The sequence below is a fragment of the Streptomyces sp. NPDC007917 genome (assembly GCF_042959105.1).
Classification (GTDB): Bacteria; Actinomycetota; Actinomycetes; order Streptomycetales; family Streptomycetaceae; genus Streptomyces.
In genome coordinates this window covers 141,868-165,209 of sequence record NZ_JBIBKK010000018.1, presented here as the reverse complement: position 1 = coordinate 165,209, position 23,342 = coordinate 141,868, and the positions used below count along the sequence as shown (strand labels likewise).

The window sequence follows — 23,342 nt, the reverse complement described above, 5'->3', positions numbered from 1 at the left end:
TGAACAGGACAGGTGGTTCCATGCAGCCCGGCAGTACCGTTCGCCCGGCGCCGGTCGCGGTGATCGGCTTGTCATCCTGTGCCCCGGAGGTTCCGCCGCCCGAGGCGGCGCTGCGGGCGCTGGAGAACGCCGGCATCGTCCCGGACACGCTCCGGGAGGTGGCGGCCGGTGTGTTCGCCACCACGCAGGCGGACCTGATCGCCGCCGAACTGGATGTGACCGGACCCGCGTTGACGCTGGACACCCTTCCCGCCGGGGTGGTTCACCTGGCCTGTCAGAGCATCCACACGGGTGAGTCCGCGCTGGCACTCGCCGGGGTCGTCGCACCGGACGGCGGCAGCGGATTCCTTGTGCTGAAGCCGGTTCCGGCGGCGGTGGCCGAGGGCGACCCGGTCCACTGTGTGATCGAGGGCAGCGCGCTGGGCCGGGGTGATGTCGTACGGCAGGCCTGTGCGCGCGGCGAGGTGGCGGATGACGGGATCCACTTCTGGTGGCGGGGCGGCTACCACGCGGGCGGGGCCGCGCCGGGCGCCCTGTCCGGCGGGGACCAGCCGGGCGGCCGGGGCGAGGACGCGGTGGCGGCCCTGCTGGAGATGCCCGTGCTGCTGGGCCGCGGCCGGGTTCCGCTCTCTGATGCCCGGCCCGACCTCGACCGCCGCCTCACCGCCGTCCACAGTTCCTCGGACGGCGCGGGGGTGGCCTGCGCGCTGGTGCTGTCGGAACCGCCTGCGCGCCCGTCGCCGTCGGCGAGGAGGGCGGTACCGGCGCTGCCGTTGCTGCTGTCGGCGGACAGCGAAGAGGCGTTGTACGGCAAGGCGGAGCGGCTGCGCGCCCATCTGACCGAGCCCGAGAGCCCCGACCCGCTCGATGCCGCCCACACCCTGGCGGTCGCCAGGCCGCATCTGCCGCATCGCGCGGTGGTTCTCGGCGCCGACCGGGCGGAGCTCGCCGACGGGCTCGGTGAACTCGCCCTGGGACGGGGTGGCGCGCAGCGGGCCGACGGCGGGCGCAAGGTGGCCTTCCTCTTTCCCGGCGAGGGCGGGCAGCGGCCGGGCATGGGGCGCGAGCTCTATCCGCTGTTCGACGTGTTCGCCGACGCGCTCGACGAGGTGTGCGCCCACATGGACGCGGTGGCCGCCTGGTCGGTGCGCGATCTGCTGCTCGGCACGGGCAAGGCCACCGAGGTCGCGCCGGCCGACGAGCCGCTGTACACCCAGGACGCGCTGTTCGCCCTTCAGGTGGCGCTGTTCCGCCAGTTCGAGCACTGGGGCGTACGCCCGGACTTCGTGGTCGGGCACTCCGTCGGGGAGCTGGCCGCGGCGACGGCGGCCGGGGTGTTCTCCCTGCCCGACGTCTGTGCGCTGCTCGCCGAGCGGATCCGGCTGTTCCGGGAGAAGACACCGGTCGGCGGCGCGATGGTCGCGATGCGGATCTCCGAGGCCGAGGCGCTGGAATCGCTGGCCGGGCTCGAGCATCTGGCCGGCATCTCCGCCGTGAACGCCCCGAACTCCGTCGTCGTCTCCGGGGACCGGGAAACCGTGCTTCGGATCGCCGCACTGTGGTCGCGGCGGGGACGCAAGGTGAAACAGCTGCCGGTCGACCGGGCTTTCCACTCCCCGCATATGGCCGCGATGGCCGGCGACTTCGAGCAATTCGTCCGCGGCCTCGCACCGCGCCCGCCGCGCATTCCGATTGTCCCGGTGCACAACGCGCTGGGATCAGACCCCGGTGTCGTCCACCTGCCCGAATACTGGGGGGCGCAGGTGCGCGGCACCGGGCATTTCCTCCACTGTGTGACAAGCCTCGACGCGGCCGGCGTGGACACCTACGTGGACATGAGCGCGAACGGAGTGCTGGCCGCGCTGGTCGAGGAGACGCTGCCCGAGTCCGCCGCCGCACACGCGCACATCACCGCCGCGCTGCACGGCGAGGGGTCCGATCCGCACGCCGTGCTCGGCACGCTGGGCGGGCTGCACACCCACGGTGTCCCGGTGGACTGGTCCGCCGTCTTCCGCGGCTGGGGCGGCAAGCGCATCCACCTGCCGACCGGCGTGGCACAGCCCGCCCCTGCCGCTCCTGCCGCATCCCGGTCGACGGATCTGCGACGGTTGATCCGGACCGAGGTCGAGGCGATGACCGAGGGCGGCTACGCGCCGGACCGGTCGTTCCTCGAGCTCGGGCTCGACTCCCTCGCGGCCGTGCGACTGGTGAACCGGCTGCGGAAGCGGACCGGGCTCAAGATCGCCACAGCCGCGCTGTTCGACCACCCCACCCCGAATCGGCTGGCCGCACACCTGGACAGGCGCGCACCCCGGCCGGTGGCCGCCCGACCCCGCCGGAGCGCGCCGGACGAGCCGATCGCCATCGTCGGGATGAGCTGCCGGTTTCCGGCAGGGGTGCGCTCGCCGGAGGACCTGTGGCGGTTGCTCGCCGCGGGCCGTCACGTCGTCTCGCCGATGCCGGAGGACCGTGGCTGGGACCTGACCGGGCTCTACGACCCCAAGCGCGAACGCCCGGGCACGAGCTATGTGCGCCAGGGCGGATTTCTCCACGACGCCGCCGAGTTCGACCCCGCGTTCTTCGGCATCGGCGGACACGAGGCGCTGGAGATGGACCCGCAGCAGCGGCTGCTGCTCGAGCTGACCTGGGAGGCGTGTGAACGGGCCGGTATCGACCCGGCCACCCTCCGCGGCAGCGACACCGGGGTCTACGCCGGGCTGTCACACGGCCACTACGGCACCGGCCCCGGATACGCGGACATGAGTCTGCGACCGCATCTGGCGATCGGCACCGGGGCCAGCACGGCCTCCGGCCGGATCTCGTTCACCTTCGGACTGAACGGGCCCAACCTCGCCATCGACACCGCGTGTTCGTCGTCGCTGGTCGGGCTGCACCTCGCCGCCACCGCGCTGCGCCGGGGCGAGTGTTCGCTGGCGCTGTCGGGCGCGGTGACCGTGCTGTCGTCGCCCATGGTGTTCGTCGAGTTCAGCCGCCAGGGCGGGCTGGCGCCGGACGCCCGGGCGAAACCCTTCGCCGAGGGCGCGGACGGCACCGCCTGGGCCGAGGGGGGTGGGATGTTCGTCCTGGAGCGGTACTCCGACGCGCGCCGCAACGGCCATCCGGTGCTCGCCCTGATCGTGGGCTCGGCGGTCAACTCCGACGGCGCGAGCAACGGGTTCACCGCGCCCAACGGAGCCGCCCAGCACCGGCTGCTGCTCTCCGCGCTCGCCGACGCCCGGCTGCGACCGACCGACGTGGACGTCGTGGAGGCGCACGGCACCGGAACGATGCTCGGCGACCCGATCGAGGCCGGTGCCCTCCTGGAGGCCTACGGTGCGCACCGGCCGCCGGACCGCCCGCTGCTGGTCGGCTCGCTCAAGTCCAACCTGGGCCACACACAGGCCGCGGCCGGCGCGGCAGGGGTGATGAAGATGGTGCTGGCCATGCGGCACGGGACGGTCCCGGCGACCCTGCACGTCGACCGGCCCAGCCCGCACGTGGACTGGGACGCCGGGCTGCGGCTGGTGACCGAGGACACGCCATGGCCCGACCACGGCCCGCTGCGGCGGGCGGGCGTCTCGTCCTTCGGCATCGGCGGGACCAACGCCCATGTCATCCTTCAGCAGCCGCCCGCCGAGCCACCGGCTCCGGCGGAGCCCGTACGGAACGTCCCCCCGGTGTGGACCGTCTCCGGAGGCTCGGACGCCGCCCTGCGCGCCCAGGCCGGACGGCTCGCCGCGCACTGGGACGCCCATCCCGGTCTCGACGCGCGCGACATCGGCTTCTCGCTGACCACGACACGCTCGGCCCTGACCCACCGAGCCGTCCTCACCGGCGGCGACCGCGACCGGCTGCGGCGCTCGCTGACCGCGCTGGCGGCGGGCCGGCCCGACCCCGACCTCACGGTCGGCGCGGTGGCCGAGGGCGGCTTGGCCTTCCTGCTGACCGGTCAGGGCAGCCAGCGGGTGGGCATGGGACGCGGGCTGTACGCCGCGTACCCGGTCTTCGCCGAGGCCTTCGACGAGGTGTGCGCCGGGCTCGGCCTGCCGGTGAAGGAGACGGTGTTCGGCACGGACCAGGAACCGCTCGACCGGACCGAGTACGCGCAGACCGGGCTGTTCGCCTTCCAGGTGGCGCTCTTCCGGCTGTTCGAAAGCTGGGACATCCGGCCGGACCTGCTGCTGGGACACTCCCTCGGTGGGCTGACCGCCGCCCACCTGGCCGGGGTCCTGTCCCTGCGGGACGCGTGCGCGCTGGTCGCGGCGCGGGGCTCGCTCATGCAGGCGCTGCCCGAAGCAGGGGCGATGTACGCGGTGGCGGCCGCGCGGGAGGAGGTCGCGGAGCTGCCGCCGGGCGTGTCGCTGGCGGCGGTGAACGGCCCCCGCTCGGTGGTGATCTCCGGCGACGAGGAGGCGGTCGTCGCGCTGGCGGAGCGGTTCGGCGCCCAGGGGCGCAGGACCGCGCGCCTGCGGGTCAGCCACGCGTTCCACTCCTCCGTGATGGAGCCCATGCTCGACGAGTTCCACACGGTCGCCCAGGGCCTGACCTACCACCCGCCCCGGATCCCCGTCGCCTCCGACCTGACCGGGCGGCTCGCCACCGCCGACGACCTGTGTTCGCCCGAGTACTGGGTCCGCCATGTGCGCGGCACGGTCCGGTTCCACGACGGGATGCGGACCCTGCACGACGAGGGCGTGACCACCTTCCTGGAGCTGGGACCGGACACGACGCTCACCGAGACGGCCGCCGACTGCCTCACGGACACCACCGACGCGGCGGTGTTCCCCGCCCTGCGCCAGGACGATGTGCTCGGCGCCGTCGCGGCGCTGCAGGTCCGTGGCCATGGGCCCGACTGGTCGCGGTGGTACGCCGGAAGCGGGGCCCGGCGCGTGGACCTGCCCACATACGCCTTCCAGCGCAAACGGTTCTGGCTGCTGCCCGACGCGGCAGCGAACCACCCCCAGCGGACGGACCGGGAAGCCGCGATGGACCGGCTGCGGTACCGGATCGGCTGGCAACCCACGGCGGACCCGGCCGCCTCACCGCGGAACTGGCTGATCGTCCACTCCGACGCCCTCCCCGTGCCGCAACCCCTCGGCGCCACGCTCGGCTCCCGCACACTGCCCCTCGCCATCGACGCGGACCGCACGGAGATCGCCGAGCGCCTGGTGTCCGCGGCGAACGCCGAACCGGTCGACGGGGTGCTGTCCCTGCTGGCGCTGGAGGAGCGGACCCACCCGGATGCGCCCGGTGTCCCCGGGGGACTCGCGCTGACCACGGCGCTCATCCAGGCCATGGGCGACGCCGGCCTCGAAGCTCCCCTCTGGTGCGCGACACAGGGGGCGGTGTCCACGGGCCACGGCGACCGGCCCGGCAGCCCGGCGCAGGCCATGGTGTGGGGACTCGGCCGGGTCGCGGCGCTGGAGCACCCCGGGCGGTGGGGCGGACTGGTCGACCTCCCCGCCACCGTCGACACACCGGCGGCCGAACGGCTCGCCGGGATACTCTCCTCGGCCGAGGACCAGGCCGCCGTCCGCGCCTCGGGAGTGTTCGTCCGGCGTCTGCTGCGCGCACCGCTTCCCACCGGTCCCCGGCGCGAATGGCCCATGCGCGGAACCACCCTCATCACCGGAGCGTTCGGCGCGCTGGGCAGACGCGTCGCGACGTGGCTGGCCGCCGAGGGCGCCCAGCGGCTGCTCCTGACGGGCCGCCACGCCGACGATCCCGAACTGGTCGCCGAGCTGACCGCGCTCGGTGCCGAGGTCGACACCGCCGCCTGCGACGTGGGCGACCGGGAAGCGGTGGCGGCCCTGCTCGCGTCGATCCCCGAGGACCGCCCGCTGACCGCGGTCGTCCACGCGGCCGGGGTGCTCGACGACGGTGTGCTCGACGCCCTGGACCCCCAGCGGCTCGCCCGGGTGCTGCACGCCAAGGCCACCGGCGCCAAGAACCTCCACGAGCTCGCCGGGGAGCTGCAGGCGTTCGTGCTGTTCTCCTCCGCCACCGGCGCGGTCGGCAACGCCGGCCAGGCCAACTACGCGGCGGCCAACACCTACCTCGACGCGCTGGCCGAACAGCGCCGCGCCGACGGACTCGCGGCCACGTCGGTCGCCTGGGGGCCATGGGGGGCCGGCGGCATGGCGGTCGACGGCACGGACGCACAGATCGTGGGCACACGGCTGCGCCGCAACGGCATGACGGTGCTCGACCCGGACCTGGCGATCGCCGTACTGGGCCGGGCCCACGCACACGACGAATCCGGGCTGGTGATCGCCGACATCGATTGGGCGCGATTCCTCTCGGCGCTCGCCACCACCCGGAACAGCCCGCTGTTCGCGGACCTGCCCGAGGCGCAGAGCAACGCCGCCCCACCGCCCGCGGAGACCTCCTCGCTCGTGCGGCGGCTCGCCCGGATGCCGCGGGCCGAGTGCGTCCGTACGCTGCGCGATCTGGTGTGCCGGTACACCGCGCAGGTGCTCGGGCACGACTCGGCCGCGCAGATCCAGCCCGCGAAACCCTTCCATGAGCAGGGGCTCAGCTCCCTTGGCATCGTCGAGCTGCGCAACCAGCTCAGCGCGCAGACCGGTGTGCGGATGCCCGCCGGCGTGTTGTTCGACCATCCCACCCCCTCCGCACTGGCCGGCCACCTCGCCGCGGAACTCGCCCCGGCCGCCGGCGACCCCGATCGCACACCGGAGGTCGACGGCGCACCGGAGGCGGAGCCCCGGGCGACGGATCTCGAGGCCATCCTGAGCCGCGCCGAACAGGAACTCTCCCGGGCAGGGAAGGACCGACTCGATGGCTGACGACGGCAGGCTGCTCGACACCGTGCAGCGCCTGACCACCGCGCTGCGGGACACCCGGGAACGTCTGCGCGTGGCCGAGGCCGGCGCCCGCGAGCCGATCGCCATCGTGGGGGCGGGCTGCCGGTTCCCCGGCGGAGTCGGTGACCCCGAAGGGCTGTGGCGGCTGGTGGGCGAGGGCCGCGACGCCGTCACCTCCTTCCCCGCCGACCGCGGCTGGCCGGACGAGTTCACCGGCGCGGGGGCGTTCCTGTCCGACCCGGCCTGGTTCGACGCGGGTTTCTTCGGCATCGGCCCCCGCGAGGCCCTGTCGATGGACCCGCAACAGCGGCTGATGCTGGAAATCTCCTGGGAGGCGGTGGAACGGGCCGGAATCGACCCGATGTCCCTGCGCGGCTCCCGGACCGGGGTGTTCACCGGCACCAACGACCAGGACTACCGCAGCCTGCTGGGCAGGGTCAGCAACCACAACGAACACGCCGACCACCTGGCGACCGGCACCGCGGCCGGCGTGCTGTCCGGGCGGGTCGCCTACTTCCTCGGGCTGGAGGGCCCCTCGGCCACGATCGACACCGCGTGCTCGTCCTCGCTGGTGGCGTTGCACCTGGCCGTACGGTCGCTGCGCTCAGGAGAATGCGATCTCGCACTGGCCGGCGGCGTCGTCGTGCTGTCCACCCCCGGGCTGTTCGCCGCCTTCCAGCGCCAGGGGGCGCTCGCCGCGGACGGCCGCTGCAAGGCGTTCGCCGAGGCGGCGGACGGCGTGGGCTGGGGCGAGGGCGCCGGGGTCGTACTCGTCGAGCGGCTGACCGACGCCCTCGCCCACGGACACCCCGTGCTGGCCGTGGTGCGGGGCACCGCGATCAATTCCGACGGCGCCTCCAACGGGCTGACCGCGCCGAACGGGCTCGCGCAGCAGCGGGTCATCCGCGACGCGCTGGCCGACGCCGGGCTGCGCGGCCAGGATGTGGACGCCGTCGAGGCACATGGCACGGGAACCCGGCTCGGCGACCCGATCGAGGCGTCGGCGTTGCAGGCGGCGTACGGTGGCGAGCGGGCAGCCCCGCTGGCGATCGGGTCGGTGAAGTCGAACATCGGACACACCCAGGCCGCCGCCGGTATCGCCGGAGTGCTGAAGACCGTACTGGCACTACGGCACCGGACCCTGCCGAAGACACTGCACGTGGACAGCCCGTCGTCGCAGGTGGACTGGGACCTGGGCGTGGTGGAACTGCTCACCGGGAGCCGCGGTTGGCCGACGAGCCCGGGCCGCCCGCGGCGCGCGGGAGTGTCCGCGTTCGGCATCAGCGGCACCAACGCCCATGTGATCCTGGAAGAGGCACCACCCGCTGAGGCGACACCGGCTGTCGACGCGGAGCCGCTGCCCTGGGTGCTCTCGGCACGCACCGATTCCGCGCTGCGTGCCAAGGCCGGACAGCTGCTCTCGCACATGGACCGCGAGAGGGACGGCAGGGACGCGGCAGGCGTCGCATACGCGCTGGTCACCTCCCGCAGCACGTTCGAGCGTCGCGCCGTGGTGCTCGACACCGATCCCCGGGCCAACCTGACCGCGTTGAGCCGCGGCGGCACCGCGCCGGGCCTGGTCACGGGCACCGCCGATCTGACGGGCAAGGTGGTGTTCGTCTTCCCCGGCCAGGGCGGCCAGTGGGCGGGCATGGCCGGCGACCTGCTGGAGACATCGCCGGTGTTCCGGGAACACATCCACCGCTGTGCCCAGGCGCTGGCACCGCATGTCGACTGGGACCTGCCGGCCGTGCTGCGGCAGCGGCCGGGCGCGCCCTCGCTCGAGCGGGTGGACGTGGTGCAGCCGGCGCTGTTCGCGGTCATGGTCGCGCTCGCCGCCCTCTGGCGCTCCTGCGGCATCGAGCCGGATGCCGTGGTGGGGCACAGCCAGGGCGAGATCGCCGCGGCCCATGTGGCCGGCGCGCTGTCCCTGAAGGACGCCGCGCTGGTGGTCGCCAGGCGCGCCAAGGCGCTGACCCGACTGTCCGGCAGCGGCGGCATGGCGTCGGTGGAGCTGCCGGCGGACGAACTGTGGCCCCGGCTGGACGAGGGGCTGTGCGTCGCGACGGTCAACGGGCCGAGGTCCACGGTGGTCGCCGGAGCCACCGACGCGCTCGACGCGCTGCTGGCGGACCTGGCCGAGTCCGGCGTACGGGTGCGGAAGCTGCCGGTGGACTACGCGTCCCATTCGCCCGAGGTGGAGCTCATTCGCGACCGCGTCCTCACCGAGCTGGCGCCGATATCGCCGAAGGCCACGCGGATCCCCTTCCACTCGGCGGTGACCGGCGCCGTACTGGCCGGAACGGAGCTCGACGCCGGGTACTGGTACCGCAACCTGCGCCTGCCGGTGCGGTTCGACCAGGCCATCGCCGCTCTCGCGGCGCCGGAACACTCGTTCTTCGTGGAGGTCGGCCCGCACCCCGTGCTGGTCCCGGCGGTCCTGGAGGCCGTCGGCGACAAGGCCGTGGCCGTCGGATCGCTGCGCCGCGGGGAGGACGGCCGCAAGGCGCTGCTCGCCTCGCTCGCCGAGCTGTACGTCCGCGGTCTGTGCCCTCGTTGGACGGCGTGGGCCGGGCCGGACACTCCCGGATTCACCGAACTGCCCACCTATCCGTTCGAGCGCAAGCGGTTCTGGCTGACGCCCGGTGAGTCCAGGAGCGGTGATCACCCCGTGCTGGATCCGCCGGTCGAGCTGGCGGAGAGCGACGAGCTGGTGCTGACCGGACGCCTGTCAGTGGCGTCGGCCCCGTGGCTGGCCGACCACCGCGTGCTGGACGAGGTGATCCTGCCCGGCACCGCCTGGCTCGAGTTCGCGCTGCGGGCGGGCGCCGCGGCGCGCTGCGCCACGGTCGAGGAACTCACCCTGGAGGCGCCGCTGGTCCTGCCGGACGAGGGGGCCGCGACGGTGCAGCTGCGCGTCGGCGCACCCGACGGCGCCGGGCGCCGCGGGCTGGACCTCCACGCGAAAGTGGACGGCGCGGGCTGGGTGCGGCACGGCGGAGGTGTGCTCGGCCCGGCACCCGCCGAGCCCGAGGCGCTGGAGGAGTGGCCACCCGCCGGCGCGGAAGCGGTCCCGCACACCGGGCTCTATCCCGCGCTGGTCGGCCGTGGGCTGCGCTACGGCCCCACGTTCCAGGGGCTGCGCACCGTGTGGCGGCGCGGCGACGCCGTCTTCTGCGAGGTCGCCTGCCCGGTGGACACCCGCGGCTTCGTGGTCCATCCGGCGCTGCTCGACTCCGCTCTGCACGCCCTCGGCTCCGTCGCCTCGGCGGGTGGCGGGGCCGGTGCGGCCGACGGACCGGTGCTCCCGTTCACATGGACCGGCGTCACCGCGCACACGGCCGGTCCCTCGACACTGCGGGTGCGGCTGTGCGGGTCCGTCGCCGACGGCGTGCGGCTGACCGTGACCGACGGAGAAGGCGCGCCGGTGTTGTCGGTCGACTCGCTGGCGCTGCGCCCGGCGGCCGTACGTGGCGGCGCCCCGCGGGACGCGCTGTTCCGGAACAGGTGGGTCGAGGTGCGCCCGTCGGGCGGCCTCGCGGCGGAGACCGTGGTGGCCGTCGGTTTCGAGAGCCGCCACTTCCCGGTTTTCCCCGGTCTCGCGGCGCTGGAGGAGGCGGTCCGCGCGGGGCTGCCCGTGCCGGGCGCGGTGCTCGTCCCCGGCTCCCGCGGTACGGTCCGGGAATCCGCACACCGCGCACTGAGGCTGGTCCAATGGTGGAGCGCGCGCCAGGGGTTCGCCGCGTCCCGGCTGGTGTTCCTCACCTCGGGCGCGGCGGCGGCCGGGCCCGGCGACGACGTCCCCGATCTGGCGGGCGCGGCCGTCGTCGGTCTGGTGCGGTCGGCGCAGGCCGAGGAACCCGGCCGGTTCGTCCTGCTGGACGCCGACGAGATCACCCCGCAGACGGTCACCGCCGCCCTGGCCGCCGAGGAACCGGAGGTCGCCCTGCGGGGCGGACGGGTGCTGGCGCGCCGCTTGGTGCGGGCCGTCCCCCGGGCCCGCGGAACGTTCGCCGGGCCTGAGGACACCGTACTGATCACCGGGGGCACCGGCACACTCGGCCGGCTGCTGGCCCGCCACCTGGTCACCGAGCACGGGGTGCGGCGGCTGGTCCTGGCCGGCCGCCGGGGCCACGCGCCCGGGCTGCGGGACGAACTCGGCGCGCTGGGCGCCACCGCCACCGTGACCGCCTGCGACGTCGCGGACCGGACACAACTGGCCCAGCTGCTCCGCGCCCACCGGCCGACGGTCGTCGTCCACGCGGCCGGGGTGCTCGACGACGGCGTGGTGACGGCCATGACGCGGGACCGCCTCGACGCCGTCCTGCGGCCGAAGGCCGAGGCCGCTCTCGCCCTGCACGAGCTGACCCGTGACCTGCCGCTGACGTCCTTCGTGCTGTTCTCGTCGGCCGCCGCCACCGCGGGCAGCGCGGGCCAGTCCAACTACGCCGCCGCCAACGCCGTACTCGACGCGCTGGCCTACCACCGGCGTGCGCGAGGGCTGCCCGCGGTCTCGCTCGCCTGGGGCCTGTGGCGGGAACGCAGCGACATGACCCGCCACCTCGACGCGACCGCCACCCCGCCGTCCACCGCCGACGCACTGTCCACCAAGGAGGCACTGGCGCTGTTCGACGCCGCGGCCGCGCTCGCCGATCCGGTGCTGGTGCCCGCCCGGCTGGATGTGCGCGGCCGTCAGGTCAGGCCCCTGCTGCGGGAGCTGGTGAACCAGCCGGAGGTCCCGGAGAAAAACCTGCGGCAGACGCTCGACGTCCTGGCCGAACCGGAACGCGAACGGGCGCTGCTCGACCTGGTGCTGGACAAGGTCGCGCTCGTCCTCGGACACGACGGCACGGACGAGCTCAGACCTCACACCGGGTTCCTGGAGATGGGAGTGGACTCACTGGCCGCCGTCCACATCCGCAACCACCTCGGCCAGGCACTCGACGTACGGCTGCGGGCGACCGTCGTCTTCGACCATCCGACACCCCTGGCGCTGGTCCGGCACCTGGCGGACGCGCTGGCCCGGCCGGAGACCGAACCGGCCCCGGAGGAGCTCGGCGAGACCGTCGACGAGCTGATCGCCCGGACCAGGGCCACCGCATGGGCGCACACCCGCGCCTACTTCGCCTCGCCGGCGGACCTGCCACGAATCCCGCGACCGACCCGGCTGGCCAGTGGACCGGAGGGGCCGGCGCTGGTGTGCGTCACCTCGGCCATCGGCACATCCGATCCGGTGCAGTACGCGCGCCTGGCGAAGCCGTTCCAGGGGGAACGGGACGTCTGGGCCCTGCGGCAACCGGGATTCCGCCGCGGCGACCCGCTGCCGCGGACCCCGCACGTGCTGCTCGAGACGCACGCCGCCAGTCTGCGCGCGGAACTGGGGGAGCGGCCCTTCGTGCTCGCCGGCCTGTCCTCCGGCGGCCTGATCGCTCACCTCCTCGCCCGGTACCTGTACGACCGGGGCACCCCGCCCGCCGGTGTCATCCTGCTCGACAGCTACGCCCCCGGCGAGGACGAACGGCTCGCCCTGCTGGCCCCCGGTCTGCGGGGAGAACTCCAGCACCGGGCCGAAGACCCGAACTCCGCGGTGCCAAGCGACAACAGCTGGGTGACCGCCATGCTGCACTACGAGACGTTCCACTGGCCGTTCACCGAACTGCCGGCCCCGGTACTGTTCGTACGCGCGGGGGAACCGCTGGAGAGCTGGCCGGCGGAATGGGACTGGCGACCCGTCTGGCCGTTCGACCACACCGCCGTCACCACCCGCGGCAACCACTTCACCATGCTGGAGGACCATGCCCCGCATACGGCGGCCCTGATGCGTGACTGGATGCGGGGCACCTTCGGCTGAGGCCTGCGAGCCGCGTCAGCGCGCCAGTTCGAGCGGCAGCTCCCGCAGACCGCGGAAGCTGACGTTCGGTCGCCAGACCAGGTCCTCGCCGGTGAGCTCGATCGTGGAATACCGGCGCAGCAGCTCCGTCAGCACCATGGAGGTCTCCAGCTTTCCCAGCGCGGCACCGATGCAGTAGTGCGGCCCGCCGCTGAAAGCCAGCGTTTTCACCCCGGTGCGGGTCAGGTCGAGCCGGTCGGGGTCGGGATAGCGCTCCGGGTCACGGCCGGCCGCCCCGAAAAGCAGCATCGCCTTGGCCCCCTCGGGAAGGGTGATATCCGCCAGGGGGACGTCTTCGGTCAGGATCCTGGAGACGATCTGCACGGGAGGGTCGTATCGAGTGATCTCATCGATGGAGTCGGCGATTGTTTCCGGGCTGTCCCGCAGCATCCGCAACTGGTCGGGATGGCGGAGCAGCGCCAGGAGACCGTTTCCGATCAGATTGACGGTTGTCTCATGGCCCGCGACGAACAAGAACTGAACATTGGCGATGATCTCCTCCTCGGTCAGCCGGCCGCCGTCGACCTCGGCGTGCAGGAGGAGGGAGAGAATATCGTCTCGCGGTGTTGACCTGCGCTCTTTGAGATGACCGGCGACGTACTCCCGGAATTCCACTTCTGCCGCATTCATGTCGACCGCGTCCTCGGCGGTTATCGAGGGGTCGATCACGCGGCTTATTTGTTCCGTCCAGCGGCGGCACTGGTCCCGATCGCTCCCGGGCAGCCCGAGAAGTTCGCAGGTCACAGTCACCGGAAGGGGCAGAGCGAGGCTGTTGATGAGGTCCGTCTCGCCTTCCCCCACGGCGTCGAGCAGCCGGTCGGTCTCGGCGGCTATACGCGGCCGCAGCCGTTCCACGGAGGCTCGGGTGAAAACCTTGCCGATCACGCCGCGGATCCGTCGATGTGCGGGGCCGTCGAGCATCAGCATCCATTTTCGTACGCTCTGCACGAGCGGGCTGTCAGGACCGCCGCGGCGATCGGCCCACGTACGGTCCCGGTAGAACTCGCTCGAGGCTCCCGGCGCGCGCAGTACGGCATCCACATCGGCGTAGCGGGAAAGGACCCAGTACCCGAAGTGTGACTGATGGACGGGATCTGTCTCGCGCAGGCGTCGATAGATGGGATATGGGTCGGTGCGGACCGACGGATCTCGCGGATCGAAAATTATGGTCATTTCTTCCCCGCCTCTGTATGTCGCTCGATTTACCCACTGAGACATAACATTTTCCAGAGACGCACAGCCAGGATACGGGGCCCGGACTAGGGAAAGTGCTATCACCACGAAGGGGCCCGCATGAGCAGCCGGGTACGAACGGCGGCGATCGCCGGTGCGTTCTCGGTGCCGAGGCGACAGGCGAGGTAGAGCGTGTTGATGGGCGGGATCTCCGGCTCCAGGAGCGGCACCAGGGCACCCGAGGCGAGTTCCTCCGCGCACAGGTAGCGCGGCAGCACCGTGATCCCGGCGCCGGCGACGGTCGCGGTCAGAACACCCCGCAGATCGGGGACGACGACAGCGGGGCTGCCCGTGGGGCGCGTGCCGAACACGGTGCGCCAGTAGCGGCGGATGATGGGGCGGTCCTCCGCGTAGCTGAGCAGGGGCAGCTCCCGCAGGGCCACCGGTCCCTCCCGCATGAGCTGCCCGCTGTCGACGAGCGCGGCCAGGCGCGGGGCGGCGACCAGGACGAACTCCTCATCCGTCAGCGGTACCGAAGCGATCGCCTTGCCGCGGGGGCGGATGGTCGAGATGACCAGGTCGAACCGGCCGTCGGGGATACCGGCCAGCAGATCGTCGGTCAGCCCCAGGGTCACCCTCAGCCGCAGTCCGTCATGGACCAGGGGCGCCAGCGCCGCCATCACCCGTGTGCTCATGAGTTCGGCGGGACCGGCCAGATGCAGGGGCTTGGTGAACGGGGCGGTGCGGCCGGCGACACCGCGCTCGGCGATGGCGGCGAGGGCGTCCACATGCGGGCCGGCCTCGGCGGCGAGTTCATCGGCCACGGACGTCGGTACGACCCCCCGCGGCATGCGCCGGAACAGTTGCTGGCCCATCTGCTCCTCCAGCGCGCGGATCTGCGCGGTGACGGTGGACTGGGACCGGCCGATCTGGCGCGCCGCCGCCGTGAGGGAACCCGACCGGTGGACGGCCAGGAAGGTCTTCAGCAGGGACAGATCCACCAGGGCTCCCCAGGTCCGGCGACCCATCGGTTTTCCGATGGGTGTGGGACGATCTTTCCATTGGTCGCCCATGGGTGCGCCGCCCTACTCTGCCAGGACGCCGAGGGGCCGGGAAGCGGCCCGTCGATCGCACAGCGCAGAGGAGACCGCCATGCCCGGCACCCGAAAGATCCTGCTCGCCCTGACCAGCCACCAGGAACTCGGCGAAACCGGCCGGACCACCGGCTTCTACGTGGGCGAGGCCGCGCACCCCTGGAAGGTGGTGTCCGACGCCGGTTACGAGGTCGACCTGGTCTCGGTCTCCGGGGGCCGTCCGCCGATGGACGGCCTCGATCCGTCCGATCCGATCCAGAAGGCATTCCTCGAGGACCCGCGCATCGCGCAGAAGCTGGCGGCGACGGCCCGGCCGGAGGACATCACCCCCGGCGACTACGACGCCATCGTGTACGTGGGCGGCCACGGCACCGTGTGGGACTTCCCCGACAACACCGGCCTCGCCCGGATCGCGCGCGACATCTACGAGGCCGGAGGGGCGGTCGCCGCGGTGTGCCACGGCCCGTCAGGCCTGGTCAATCTCAAGCTGTCCGACGGGGCGTACCTGGTCGAGGGCAAGAACGTCGCGGCCTTCACCAACAGCGAGGAGGCCGCGGTGGGGCTCACCGACGTGGTGCCGTTCCTGTTGCAGAGCAAGCTCGAGGAGCGGGGCGCCAAGCACACCGGCGCCCCCGACTTCGAACCGCATGTGGTCGTCGACGGCCGCCTGGTCACCGGCCAGAACCCGGCCTCGGCCACCGCACTCGGGGAAGCCCTCGTCAAGGTCCTCTCATGACGGATCGATCAGGACGGCGGCCAGGGCCGCCGTCGGACTCGGCTCGCCTGGAGCCGATTCCTGATCCATGAGGACGTCGTCGGTTCTGTTGTCTCACGACCGCGGCTGTTCTCACGACCGCGGCCGCGATTCGGCCACCGAGGAATGAAACGGCTGGTGGTCGCTGTTGCGGCGAGAGCCGTCGCCCCGGCGAAGTGTCGGTGAGCCGGCGGGCAGGGCCGGCGGACATGTCGGACACTTGGATTACGACGCGAGGTAGAAGTGAGCACCGTCCTGATCGACCTGCCGAACGACCGGAAGAAGGCCCTCGACGGCCACCGCGCCGACGCCATGGCCACGCCGTCCGGGCAGCACGCGGTGCGCGGCTGATCATGTCCTCCGAGGCCACCGACTACACGGAGCAGACCGCCTTCGCCGCCGATTCACACTCCCCGCTCCGTGACTTCCTGCGGACCGAAACCGGCAGCGCCGCCGTCCTGGTGACGGCGGCGCTCGCCGCGCTCATCTGGGCCAATGTGGCGCCCTCGGTTTATGAGGCGTTCTGGCACACGCGTCTGTCGCTGCGGCTCGGCTCCCATGGCATCGCGCTCGACCTGCGCGAATGGGTCAACAGCGGGCTGATGGCGGTGTTCTTCTTCGTCATCGGTCTGGAGGCGCGGCGCGAGTTCGACATGGGGGAGCTGCGCGAGCGCAGCCGACTGGCCCTTCCGGTCGCGGCGGGGCTGAGCGGCATGCTCGTACCGATCGCCGTCTACCTCGCGATCAACGCCGGCCACGCGTCGGCGCAGGGCTGGGGTGCGGCCATGTCCACCGACACCGCCTTCGCCCTCGGGATCCTCGCCGTGGTCGGCCGGCGCATGCCCTCCGGACTGCGGGTCTTCATCCTCACCATCACGGTGGTCGACGACTTCCTGGCGCTGGCCGTCATCGCCGTTGCCTACAGCGGCGACCTCTCCGTCCCGGCGCTGCTGGTGGCGGTGGGCATCTTCGCCGTCGTCCTGCTCGTGCGGCGGATGGGAGTGCGCCGTGGCGCAGTCTACGCGGTGCTGGCGGTGGCGGCGTGGGCCGCCCTGCTCGAATCGGGTGTGGATCCCGTCGTCATCGGGCTGGCCATGGGGCTGCTGACGTACGCCTACCCCGCGGCGCGCAGCGACCTGGAGCGCGCCACCGGGCTGTTCCGGCTGTTCCGTGAACAGCCCACTCCCGAGCTGGAGCGCACGGTGCGCGCCGGACTGGCCTCCGCGATCTCACCCAACGACCGTCTGCAGCAGATCTTCCACCCCTGGGCCGGCTACGTCATCGTGCCCCTCTTCGCCCTGGCCAACGCCGGCATCCCGATCAGCGGCGAGCAGCTGTCACGCGCGTTCTCCTCACCGGTCACCCTCGGCATCCTGCTCGGATACACCCTCGGCAAGCCGATGGGCGTCATCGGGGCGTCGGCCCTGACCACCTGGCTCAGCCGCGGCCGCATCCGGCTGCCGGTCGGGTGGGGGGCCGTCACCGTGGCGGGCTCCCTGTCCGGCGTGGGTTTCACGGTCTCCCTGCTGATCGCCACCCTCGCCTTCCACGGCACACAGCTCCAGGACGCCAAGATCGGCATCCTGAGCGCCGTCCTCTGCTCCTTCGTCATCAGCTGGCTGATCACCCGCGTCATCAAGGCGCTGCCGCGAGAAGTGAAACTGCGCGCCCTGCTCGGCAAGGCCGAGACGATCGTCGACCTCGCCGCCCCCGTGGACCCCGAGCGCGACCACGTACGCGGACCTCGCGACGCCCCGGTGACCGTCGTCGAGTACGGCGACTACGAATGCCCCTACTGCGGCCAGGCCGAGCCGGTCATCCGCGAGCTCCTCGGGGACTTCGGGGATGTGCGCTACGTCTGGCGCCACCTCCCCCTGACGGATGTGCATGTCCACGCCCAGCTCGCCGCCGAGGCCGCCGAGGCGGCGGCCCTCCAGGGCGGCTACTGGGACATGCACGACCTGCTGCTCAGCCACCAGGGCGCCCTGCGCTTCGACGATCTGCGCGGATACGCCGCGGACATCGGTCTGGACGTGGCGCGCTTCGAGCGGGACATGCGCTCCCGCGCCGGTGCGGCCCGCGTCGCGGAGGACGTGGAGTCGGCGGACCTCGGCGGAGTGGCGGGCACCCCCACGTTCTTCGTCAACGGGCGCAGACACCAAGGGGCGTACGACATCGACGGCCTGTCCGCGGCCGTGCGCCTGGCCCGTGCGCGGGCGGCGGTGAGGGCCTAGGCCCTGAGGGCCTAGGGCCGCGCCCCCGCCAGCCGCCCCCGTGCGGCGGCCTGGATGCGGGAGGGCCCGAGCCCCCACTGGAGGGTGCGTCCGACGGCCGTCGCCAGGGGCCGGTCCCAGCCGGTGCGGACGAGGGCCGGGCGGTGGATGCCGAGTTCGGTGCGGGCCCAGTCGGGGAGGAGCCCGACCGAGGCGTTCGTGAGCAGGCCTACGACCAGCCGCTCCCGTCGTGTGCGTCCGAAGCGGCGGAGGAACAGTACCGAGTCCAGCGCGGCCGGAGTGGCGTGGAGTTGGGGGCGCAGGCGGGTCAGGTAGCGCTCGGCTTCGGGGGACGTGCGCGGTACGTTCCGTGCGCCCAGCGCCTCGGCCACGGGGGCGGCTTGGCGGTAGTAGGCGTCGCACTCGGCGGGGGTCAGCCGGAGCGGCCGGGGTGCGTAGGTCTGGTGGCCGGCGAGGAAGCTGCGTACCTCGGCGGTGTGCACCCAGGTGAGCAGGTCAGGGTCGTCCGCGCGGTACGGCCGGCCGTCGGGGGCGGTGCCGTGCACCCGGGTGTGGATCCGCCGGACGAGGTCGATCACCTCGCGGGCGGCGGCCGAGGAGCCGAAGGTGGTCGTGGTGATGAACCGTACGGTTCCGTTCAGCCGCCCGACCGGATCGGCGCGGAAGTCGGAGTGCTGGTCGACCCCCGCCATGGCCAGCGGATGCAGCGACTGGAGCATGAGCGCGGCGAACCCGCCGGTGAGCATCCCGGTGGCCTGCCCGTGCACCCGCCACACCGGGTCCCCCGGCGCGATCCCGAACAGTCCGGGATCACCGGGCGGCCCCGCGTACTGCTCCAGCTTGAGATCCCCGCCGTGCATGGTCGCCGTGAGTTCCGCCGCGATCCGTTCCCGCAGTCCCACCAGCACCTCCAGGGTCCGTGTCCCTCAGCCGAGGGTACTGATCCGCCCGGCGAGCACGGCCACGAGGATGAGCAGCCCGCACAGGGGGTTGGTGCCGAACGCCCGCCCGCAGGCTCCGACGTCCGCAGGGTCGGCCCGCCTGTGAGCGGCGCCATCGGGGGCGCGGGCCGGTGGGCCGCGGGGACGGGGCCCGGGATGCGGCGGTGCGGGTTCCTCGTCTTCACCGCCGGCCCGGTCATCGCCGCGGGTGTGATCTCCCTCCTCGACTGGAACCTGTTCAGCCCGCCCGGCTTCGCGGGCCTTGACAACTTCACCCGGCTGGGACCGGACTCGACCTTTTGGTCGGCATTCGGCAACCGGCGGGCGAAGGCGTACGCGGCCAGCGCCGCCGTGACCGTCTCCAGGATCGTGGTGCCACCGGCGAAGATGACGGTGTTCAGCAGATAGCGGGCGATGGGGACCAGGTCGAAGGCGCGGCCGATGTTCTCGGTGTGCCAACTGCTCGGCCAGCTTTCCGTCGGGCGACGGGCGAGCGGCGCAGCGGCGCGAGCGCGGGGATGTCAGTCCGGCCGGTAATCCGACCCGAGCGTCCCGGTCGAGGAGCGCCTGGTGACGGACCTGGCGGCGGCACGCGCGGCGAGCGCCTGACGCGCCGTCACCGTCATCCCCAAGGCGCCGGCTTACACGAATTGCTGGACGACCAGCACCGTCGCGCTCGCCACCGCGAGCACCATGGCGACGGCCCTGGTGCGCCGCATGTCCAGTCTGCTCGACAGCGGGCGGGCCAGCAGCACCCCGATCGCCGCGGCCGGGGCCAGCAGGGCGGTGTACCGCAGGCTGTCGGTGTGCACGGCCCCGGTCGCCGCCAGCGTGACCAGGCTCATCGCGGAGCCGGCCAGGAAGAACCCACTCATCGTGGAGCGCAGCTTCGGGCCGCTCAGGCGCTGCCAGACCATGGCCATCGGCGGCCCTCCGATGGAGGTGGCCGTGCCCATCACCCCCGAGACCAGACCGGCCAGCAGCACGGACCGCCGGCCCGGCCGCGGTACGAAGCCGCGCAGGCTCACCGCGACGCCCACGAGGACGACCGCGGCGACGAGGAAGGCGAGTTGCCGGGCGGGCAGCAGGGCGACCAGCGCCGCGCCGCCCAGGACGCCCGGTACCCGGCCGGCCAGTGCCCACCCCGCTCCCCGGATGTCCGCGTGCCCGCCCTCCAGCACCAGGACCGCGCCCGTGACCCCGGTGGCGAGCAGCAGCACCACCACCGGGGTGAGCGAGGGGTCCAGCGTGGCGATCACCGGGGCGGCGAGCAGGCCGAGTCCGAAGCCGATGGAGACCTGGAACAGCGACCCGACCGCCACGGTGACGAAGAGCAGGGCGAACTCCGGCGCGCTCATGCTCCCGTCGGCCCGACGCCCAGCGGGAAGTGGCACAGCGCTTCGTGCGCCTCTGGCCCGGTGTCCGCCGCGCCGTCGCGGGTGATGGCCAGGGGAGCGTGCTCGGCGCACCGGGCCTCGCTCTTCCAGCAGCGGGTGCGGAACCGGCAGCCCGACGGAATGTCGTACGGGGAGGGGATCTCCCCGCGCAACTGGATCTCCTCGTCCTGTGCCTCCCCGGAGACGTCGAGCGTGGGCGCGGCCGACATCAGCGCGGCGGTGTACGGGTGCAGGGGCCGGTCGAAGACGCCCTCGGTGCGGCCGTGTTCGATGACCTTGCCCAGATACATCACCGTCACCCGGTCGGAGACATGTCTGACCACCGACAGGTCATGGGAGATGAAGACATAGGAGACGCCGAGCCGCGTCCGCAGCTCGGAGAGCACATTGAGCACCTGGGCCTGCACCGACAGGTCCAGCGCGGACACCGGTTCGTCGCACACGATGAGGTCCGGGTCGAGCGCCAGCGCGCGGGCGATGCCGATGCGCTGCCGCTGTCCGCCGGAGAACTCGTTCGGGTAGCGGTGGGCGTCACTCTCCCGCAGCCCGACGAGGGACAGCAGCTCACGTACCCGCCGCTCCCGGTCCTTCGCCGTGGGCACGATGTCGCGGTGGGTGCGCCACGGCTCCCCGATGAGGTCGGCCGCGGACATCCGGGCGTTGAGGGAGGCGAACGGGTCCTGGAACACCATCTGCACCCGACGCCGCCAGGCCAGCAGCTCCTTGCCCTTGAGGGTGAACGGGTCGGTGCCGTCGAAGCGCACCGTCCCCGCGTCCGGCCGCTCAAGCCCGAGCACCACCCTGGCCAGGGTCGACTTGCCACAGCCGGACTCGCCCACCAGGCCAAGGGTCTCCCCGCGCTCGAGCCGCACATCGACTCCGTCCAGCGCGGTCAGGCGCCGGCGACCGTGGCCGAACGACTTGGTGACGCCGCTGACCTCGAGCAGGGGCGGGGAGCCGGCCGAGCTGTCGCCGCGCGGGTGTGCGACGGTGGTTTCGGTGACGGGGGCACCGGAGATCTCAGACACGGTCGAGCTCCTCGGAAAAGTGGCAGGCGGCCGAGCGCGAGGCGCCGACGGACACCGGATGAGGACGTTCCTGGGCGCAGCGCTCCTGGGCCAGCGGGCATCTGGCCTGGAAGACACAGCCGGAGGGGATCGCGCTCAGCTCGGGCGGGCTGCCGGGCACGGCGGGCAGTGGCCGGCCCCTGACGGCATGCTCGGGAACGGAGTCGAGCAACCCCTTGGTGTAGGGGTGGCGGGGGCGGGCGAACACCTCTTGTACCGGGCCGGTCTCCACCACGTTGCCCGCGTACATGACCACCACATCGTCGGCCCGCTGGGCGACCACGGCCAGGTCATGGGTGATCAGGACAATCGCCATGTGCCGCTCGGTCTGCAGGTCCCGCAGCAGCCGCATGATCTGTGCCTGCACGGTGACATCGAGCGCCGTGGTGGGCTCGTCGGCGATCAGCACATCGGGGTCGAGTGCGACGGCCATCGCGATCAGCAGACGCTGGCGCATACCGCCGGAGAACTGGTGGGGGTACGAGCGGGCCCGCAGCCGCGGTTCGGGGATGCCGACGCGGGTCATCAGCTCGATCGCCTTCTCCCTGGCCTCGCGCCGCGACAGCCCGCGGTGGATGCGGAACGGCTCGGCCAGTTGCCTGCCGACCGGCTGCACGGGGTTGAGCGCGGTCAGCGCGTCCTGGAACACGATCGAAAGACCGGGGCCGGCGAGCTTTCTGCGGCCCGCCGGGCCGAGCCGCAGCACATCGGTGCCGGACACCCGTACGGATCCATCCGTCACCTCGGCCACCGGGTCGAGCAACCCGGCGATCGACAGCGCGGTCATGGACTTCCCGCAGCCGGACTCGCCCAGCAGCGCCAGGGTGCGCCCCTTGCGCACGCTGAAGCTGACGCCGTCCACGGCGCGGACCGTGCCCGAAGGGGTGCGCAGCTCGACGCAGAGCCCTTCGACTTCGAGCGCGGCGCCATCGGCCGCGGTGGGCGCGGGCAGGGTTGACGGCTTCACGCGATCACCTCCGGGGACACAGCGGCTCGGGCCCCGCGCCGCTTCTTGGGCAGCGTCAGACGCCAGCGCTGCGCGGGATCCGTGGCCAGGCGCACCCATGCGGCGAGCACCGTGGCCGACACCGTGGTGAGGACGATCGCGATGCCCGGCAGCACGGCGATCCACCAGGCGGTCTGCAGATACTGGCGGCCCTGGGCCACCATCAGCCCCCAGCTCACATCGGGGGGCTGGATTCCGATGCCGAGGAAGCTCAGCGACGACTCGGTCAGCATGACGAAGCAGAAGTCGAGCGTGGCCACCGTCAGCAGCGTCGGCAGCGCGATCGGCAGGATGTGCCGGTAGATGATGTGCCGGCTCGGGGTGCCGAAGGTGCGGGCCGCGTCGACGAACAGCCGGCTTCTGAGCTCGGCCGACTCCGCGCGGGCGGTGCGCAGATAGACGGGGATGCGCGCGACGGCGAGGATCAGCACGATGTTCAGCGCGCTGGGCGCGAAGACATACAGCACGACCACCGCGATCAGCAGGGACGGGAAGCTGAGGATGACATCGGCGACGCGCATCGCGATGTTCTCCCGCCAGCCCCCGTGGTAGCCGGCCCACATCCCCAGCGCGGAGCCGATCAGCAGCGAGCACAGCACCGCGGGCACCGCGACGTACAGCGTCGTCCCGGCGGCCTCGACCAGCCGGGCCACCACACTGCGGCCCAGCACGTCCGTGCCGAGCAGCCCGTAGAAGCCGTGGTCGAGGGACGGCGGGCGCAGCGAGGCGCGAAGGTCCTGCCGTATCGCCCGGTCGCCGATGAACAGCCTGCCGAACAGCGCCACCAGGAACACCAGGGCGAGGATGACGGCCGCGACGGCCGCGCCCCGGTCCCTGCCGAGCAGCAGCCACCAGCGGGGCGGGCGGGTGTGTGGCGAGGCGGCTTCGGGGGCGGTTGCGGAAGTGGCTTGAGGGACGGTGTCCCCGGAGGGACGGTCAGCGGGGTCGGTCATGGTGGCTCC

General features: G+C 72.7%; 12 protein-coding genes. 5 read left to right on the top strand and 7 right to left on the bottom strand.

Annotation, left to right across the window (positions count from 1 at the left end):
* Positions 1-20 precede the first annotated feature (20 nt).
* Positions 21-6,806, top strand: a complete 6,786-nt coding sequence (locus tag ACFZDL_RS30850; protein WP_353594980.1) for an SDR family NAD(P)-dependent oxidoreductase — start codon at positions 21-23, stop codon at positions 6,804-6,806.
* On the top strand, positions 6,799-12,675 hold the full coding sequence (locus ACFZDL_RS30845; protein WP_353594982.1) for a type I polyketide synthase: 5,877 nt from the start codon (positions 6,799-6,801) through the stop codon (positions 12,673-12,675). The genes ACFZDL_RS30850 and ACFZDL_RS30845 overlap by 8 nt, the downstream gene beginning before the upstream one ends.
* A 15-nt stretch (positions 12,676-12,690) precedes the next feature.
* Here the strand turns inward: ACFZDL_RS30845 and ACFZDL_RS30840 are convergent, their stop codons facing one another.
* Both ACFZDL_RS30840 and ACFZDL_RS30835 read right to left on the bottom strand, forming a co-directional pair.
* Positions 12,691-13,887, bottom strand: coding sequence for a cytochrome P450 (locus ACFZDL_RS30840; protein WP_353594983.1), 1,197 nt, complete (start codon positions 13,885-13,887; stop codon positions 12,691-12,693).
* A gap of 101 nt (positions 13,888-13,988) precedes the next feature.
* The gene (locus tag ACFZDL_RS30835) at positions 13,989-14,888 is read right to left on the bottom strand and encodes a LysR family transcriptional regulator (RefSeq protein ID WP_353594984.1); all 900 of its coding nucleotides are present in this window, start codon (positions 14,886-14,888) and stop codon (positions 13,989-13,991) included.
* 151 nt (positions 14,889-15,039) lie between these two features.
* On the opposite strand from ACFZDL_RS30835, the gene ACFZDL_RS30830 reads away from it, so the two are divergent.
* The gene (locus ACFZDL_RS30830; protein ID WP_353594985.1) at positions 15,040-15,717 is read left to right on the top strand and encodes a type 1 glutamine amidotransferase domain-containing protein; all 678 of its coding nucleotides are present in this window, start codon (positions 15,040-15,042) and stop codon (positions 15,715-15,717) included.
* A 371-nt stretch (positions 15,718-16,088) separates the two neighbouring features.
* Positions 16,089-17,969: a Na+/H+ antiporter NhaA gene (gene nhaA / locus ACFZDL_RS30825; RefSeq protein WP_353594986.1), complete on the top strand. Its 1,881-nt coding sequence runs from the start codon at positions 16,089-16,091 to the stop codon at positions 17,967-17,969.
* 11 nt (positions 17,970-17,980) lie between these two features.
* On the opposite strand, the gene ACFZDL_RS30820 is transcribed toward nhaA, so the two are convergent.
* Positions 17,981-18,871, bottom strand: a complete 891-nt coding sequence (locus ACFZDL_RS30820) for an oxygenase MpaB family protein (RefSeq protein ID WP_353594987.1) — start codon at positions 18,869-18,871, stop codon at positions 17,981-17,983.
* Positions 18,872-19,012: 141 nt separating this feature from the next.
* On the opposite strand from ACFZDL_RS30820, the gene ACFZDL_RS30815 reads away from it, so the two are divergent.
* On the top strand, positions 19,013-19,318 hold the full coding sequence (locus tag ACFZDL_RS30815; protein WP_353594988.1) for a hypothetical protein: 306 nt from the start codon (positions 19,013-19,015) through the stop codon (positions 19,316-19,318).
* Between the two features lie 233 nt (positions 19,319-19,551).
* Here ACFZDL_RS30815 and ACFZDL_RS30810 read toward each other — a convergent pair whose 3' ends face one another.
* From ACFZDL_RS30810 to ACFZDL_RS30795, 4 genes are read right to left on the bottom strand one after another with little or no spacing between them, the layout of a single operon-like run.
* Positions 19,552-20,268: a sulfite exporter TauE/SafE family protein gene (locus ACFZDL_RS30810; RefSeq protein WP_353594989.1), complete on the bottom strand. Its 717-nt coding sequence runs from the start codon at positions 20,266-20,268 to the stop codon at positions 19,552-19,554.
* Positions 20,265-21,335 (bottom strand): oligopeptide/dipeptide ABC transporter ATP-binding protein, encoded by a 1,071-nt coding sequence (locus tag ACFZDL_RS30805; RefSeq protein ID WP_353594990.1) that lies wholly within the window; start codon positions 21,333-21,335, stop codon positions 20,265-20,267. The genes ACFZDL_RS30810 and ACFZDL_RS30805 overlap by 4 nt, the downstream gene beginning before the upstream one ends.
* The gene (locus ACFZDL_RS30800; protein ID WP_353594991.1) at positions 21,328-22,341 is read right to left on the bottom strand and encodes an ABC transporter ATP-binding protein; all 1,014 of its coding nucleotides are present in this window, start codon (positions 22,339-22,341) and stop codon (positions 21,328-21,330) included. The genes ACFZDL_RS30805 and ACFZDL_RS30800 overlap by 8 nt, the downstream gene beginning before the upstream one ends.
* Positions 22,338-23,333, bottom strand: coding sequence for an ABC transporter permease (locus ACFZDL_RS30795; RefSeq protein WP_353594992.1), 996 nt, complete (start codon positions 23,331-23,333; stop codon positions 22,338-22,340). The genes ACFZDL_RS30800 and ACFZDL_RS30795 overlap by 4 nt, the downstream gene beginning before the upstream one ends.
* Between the last annotated feature and the right edge of the window lie 9 nt (positions 23,334-23,342).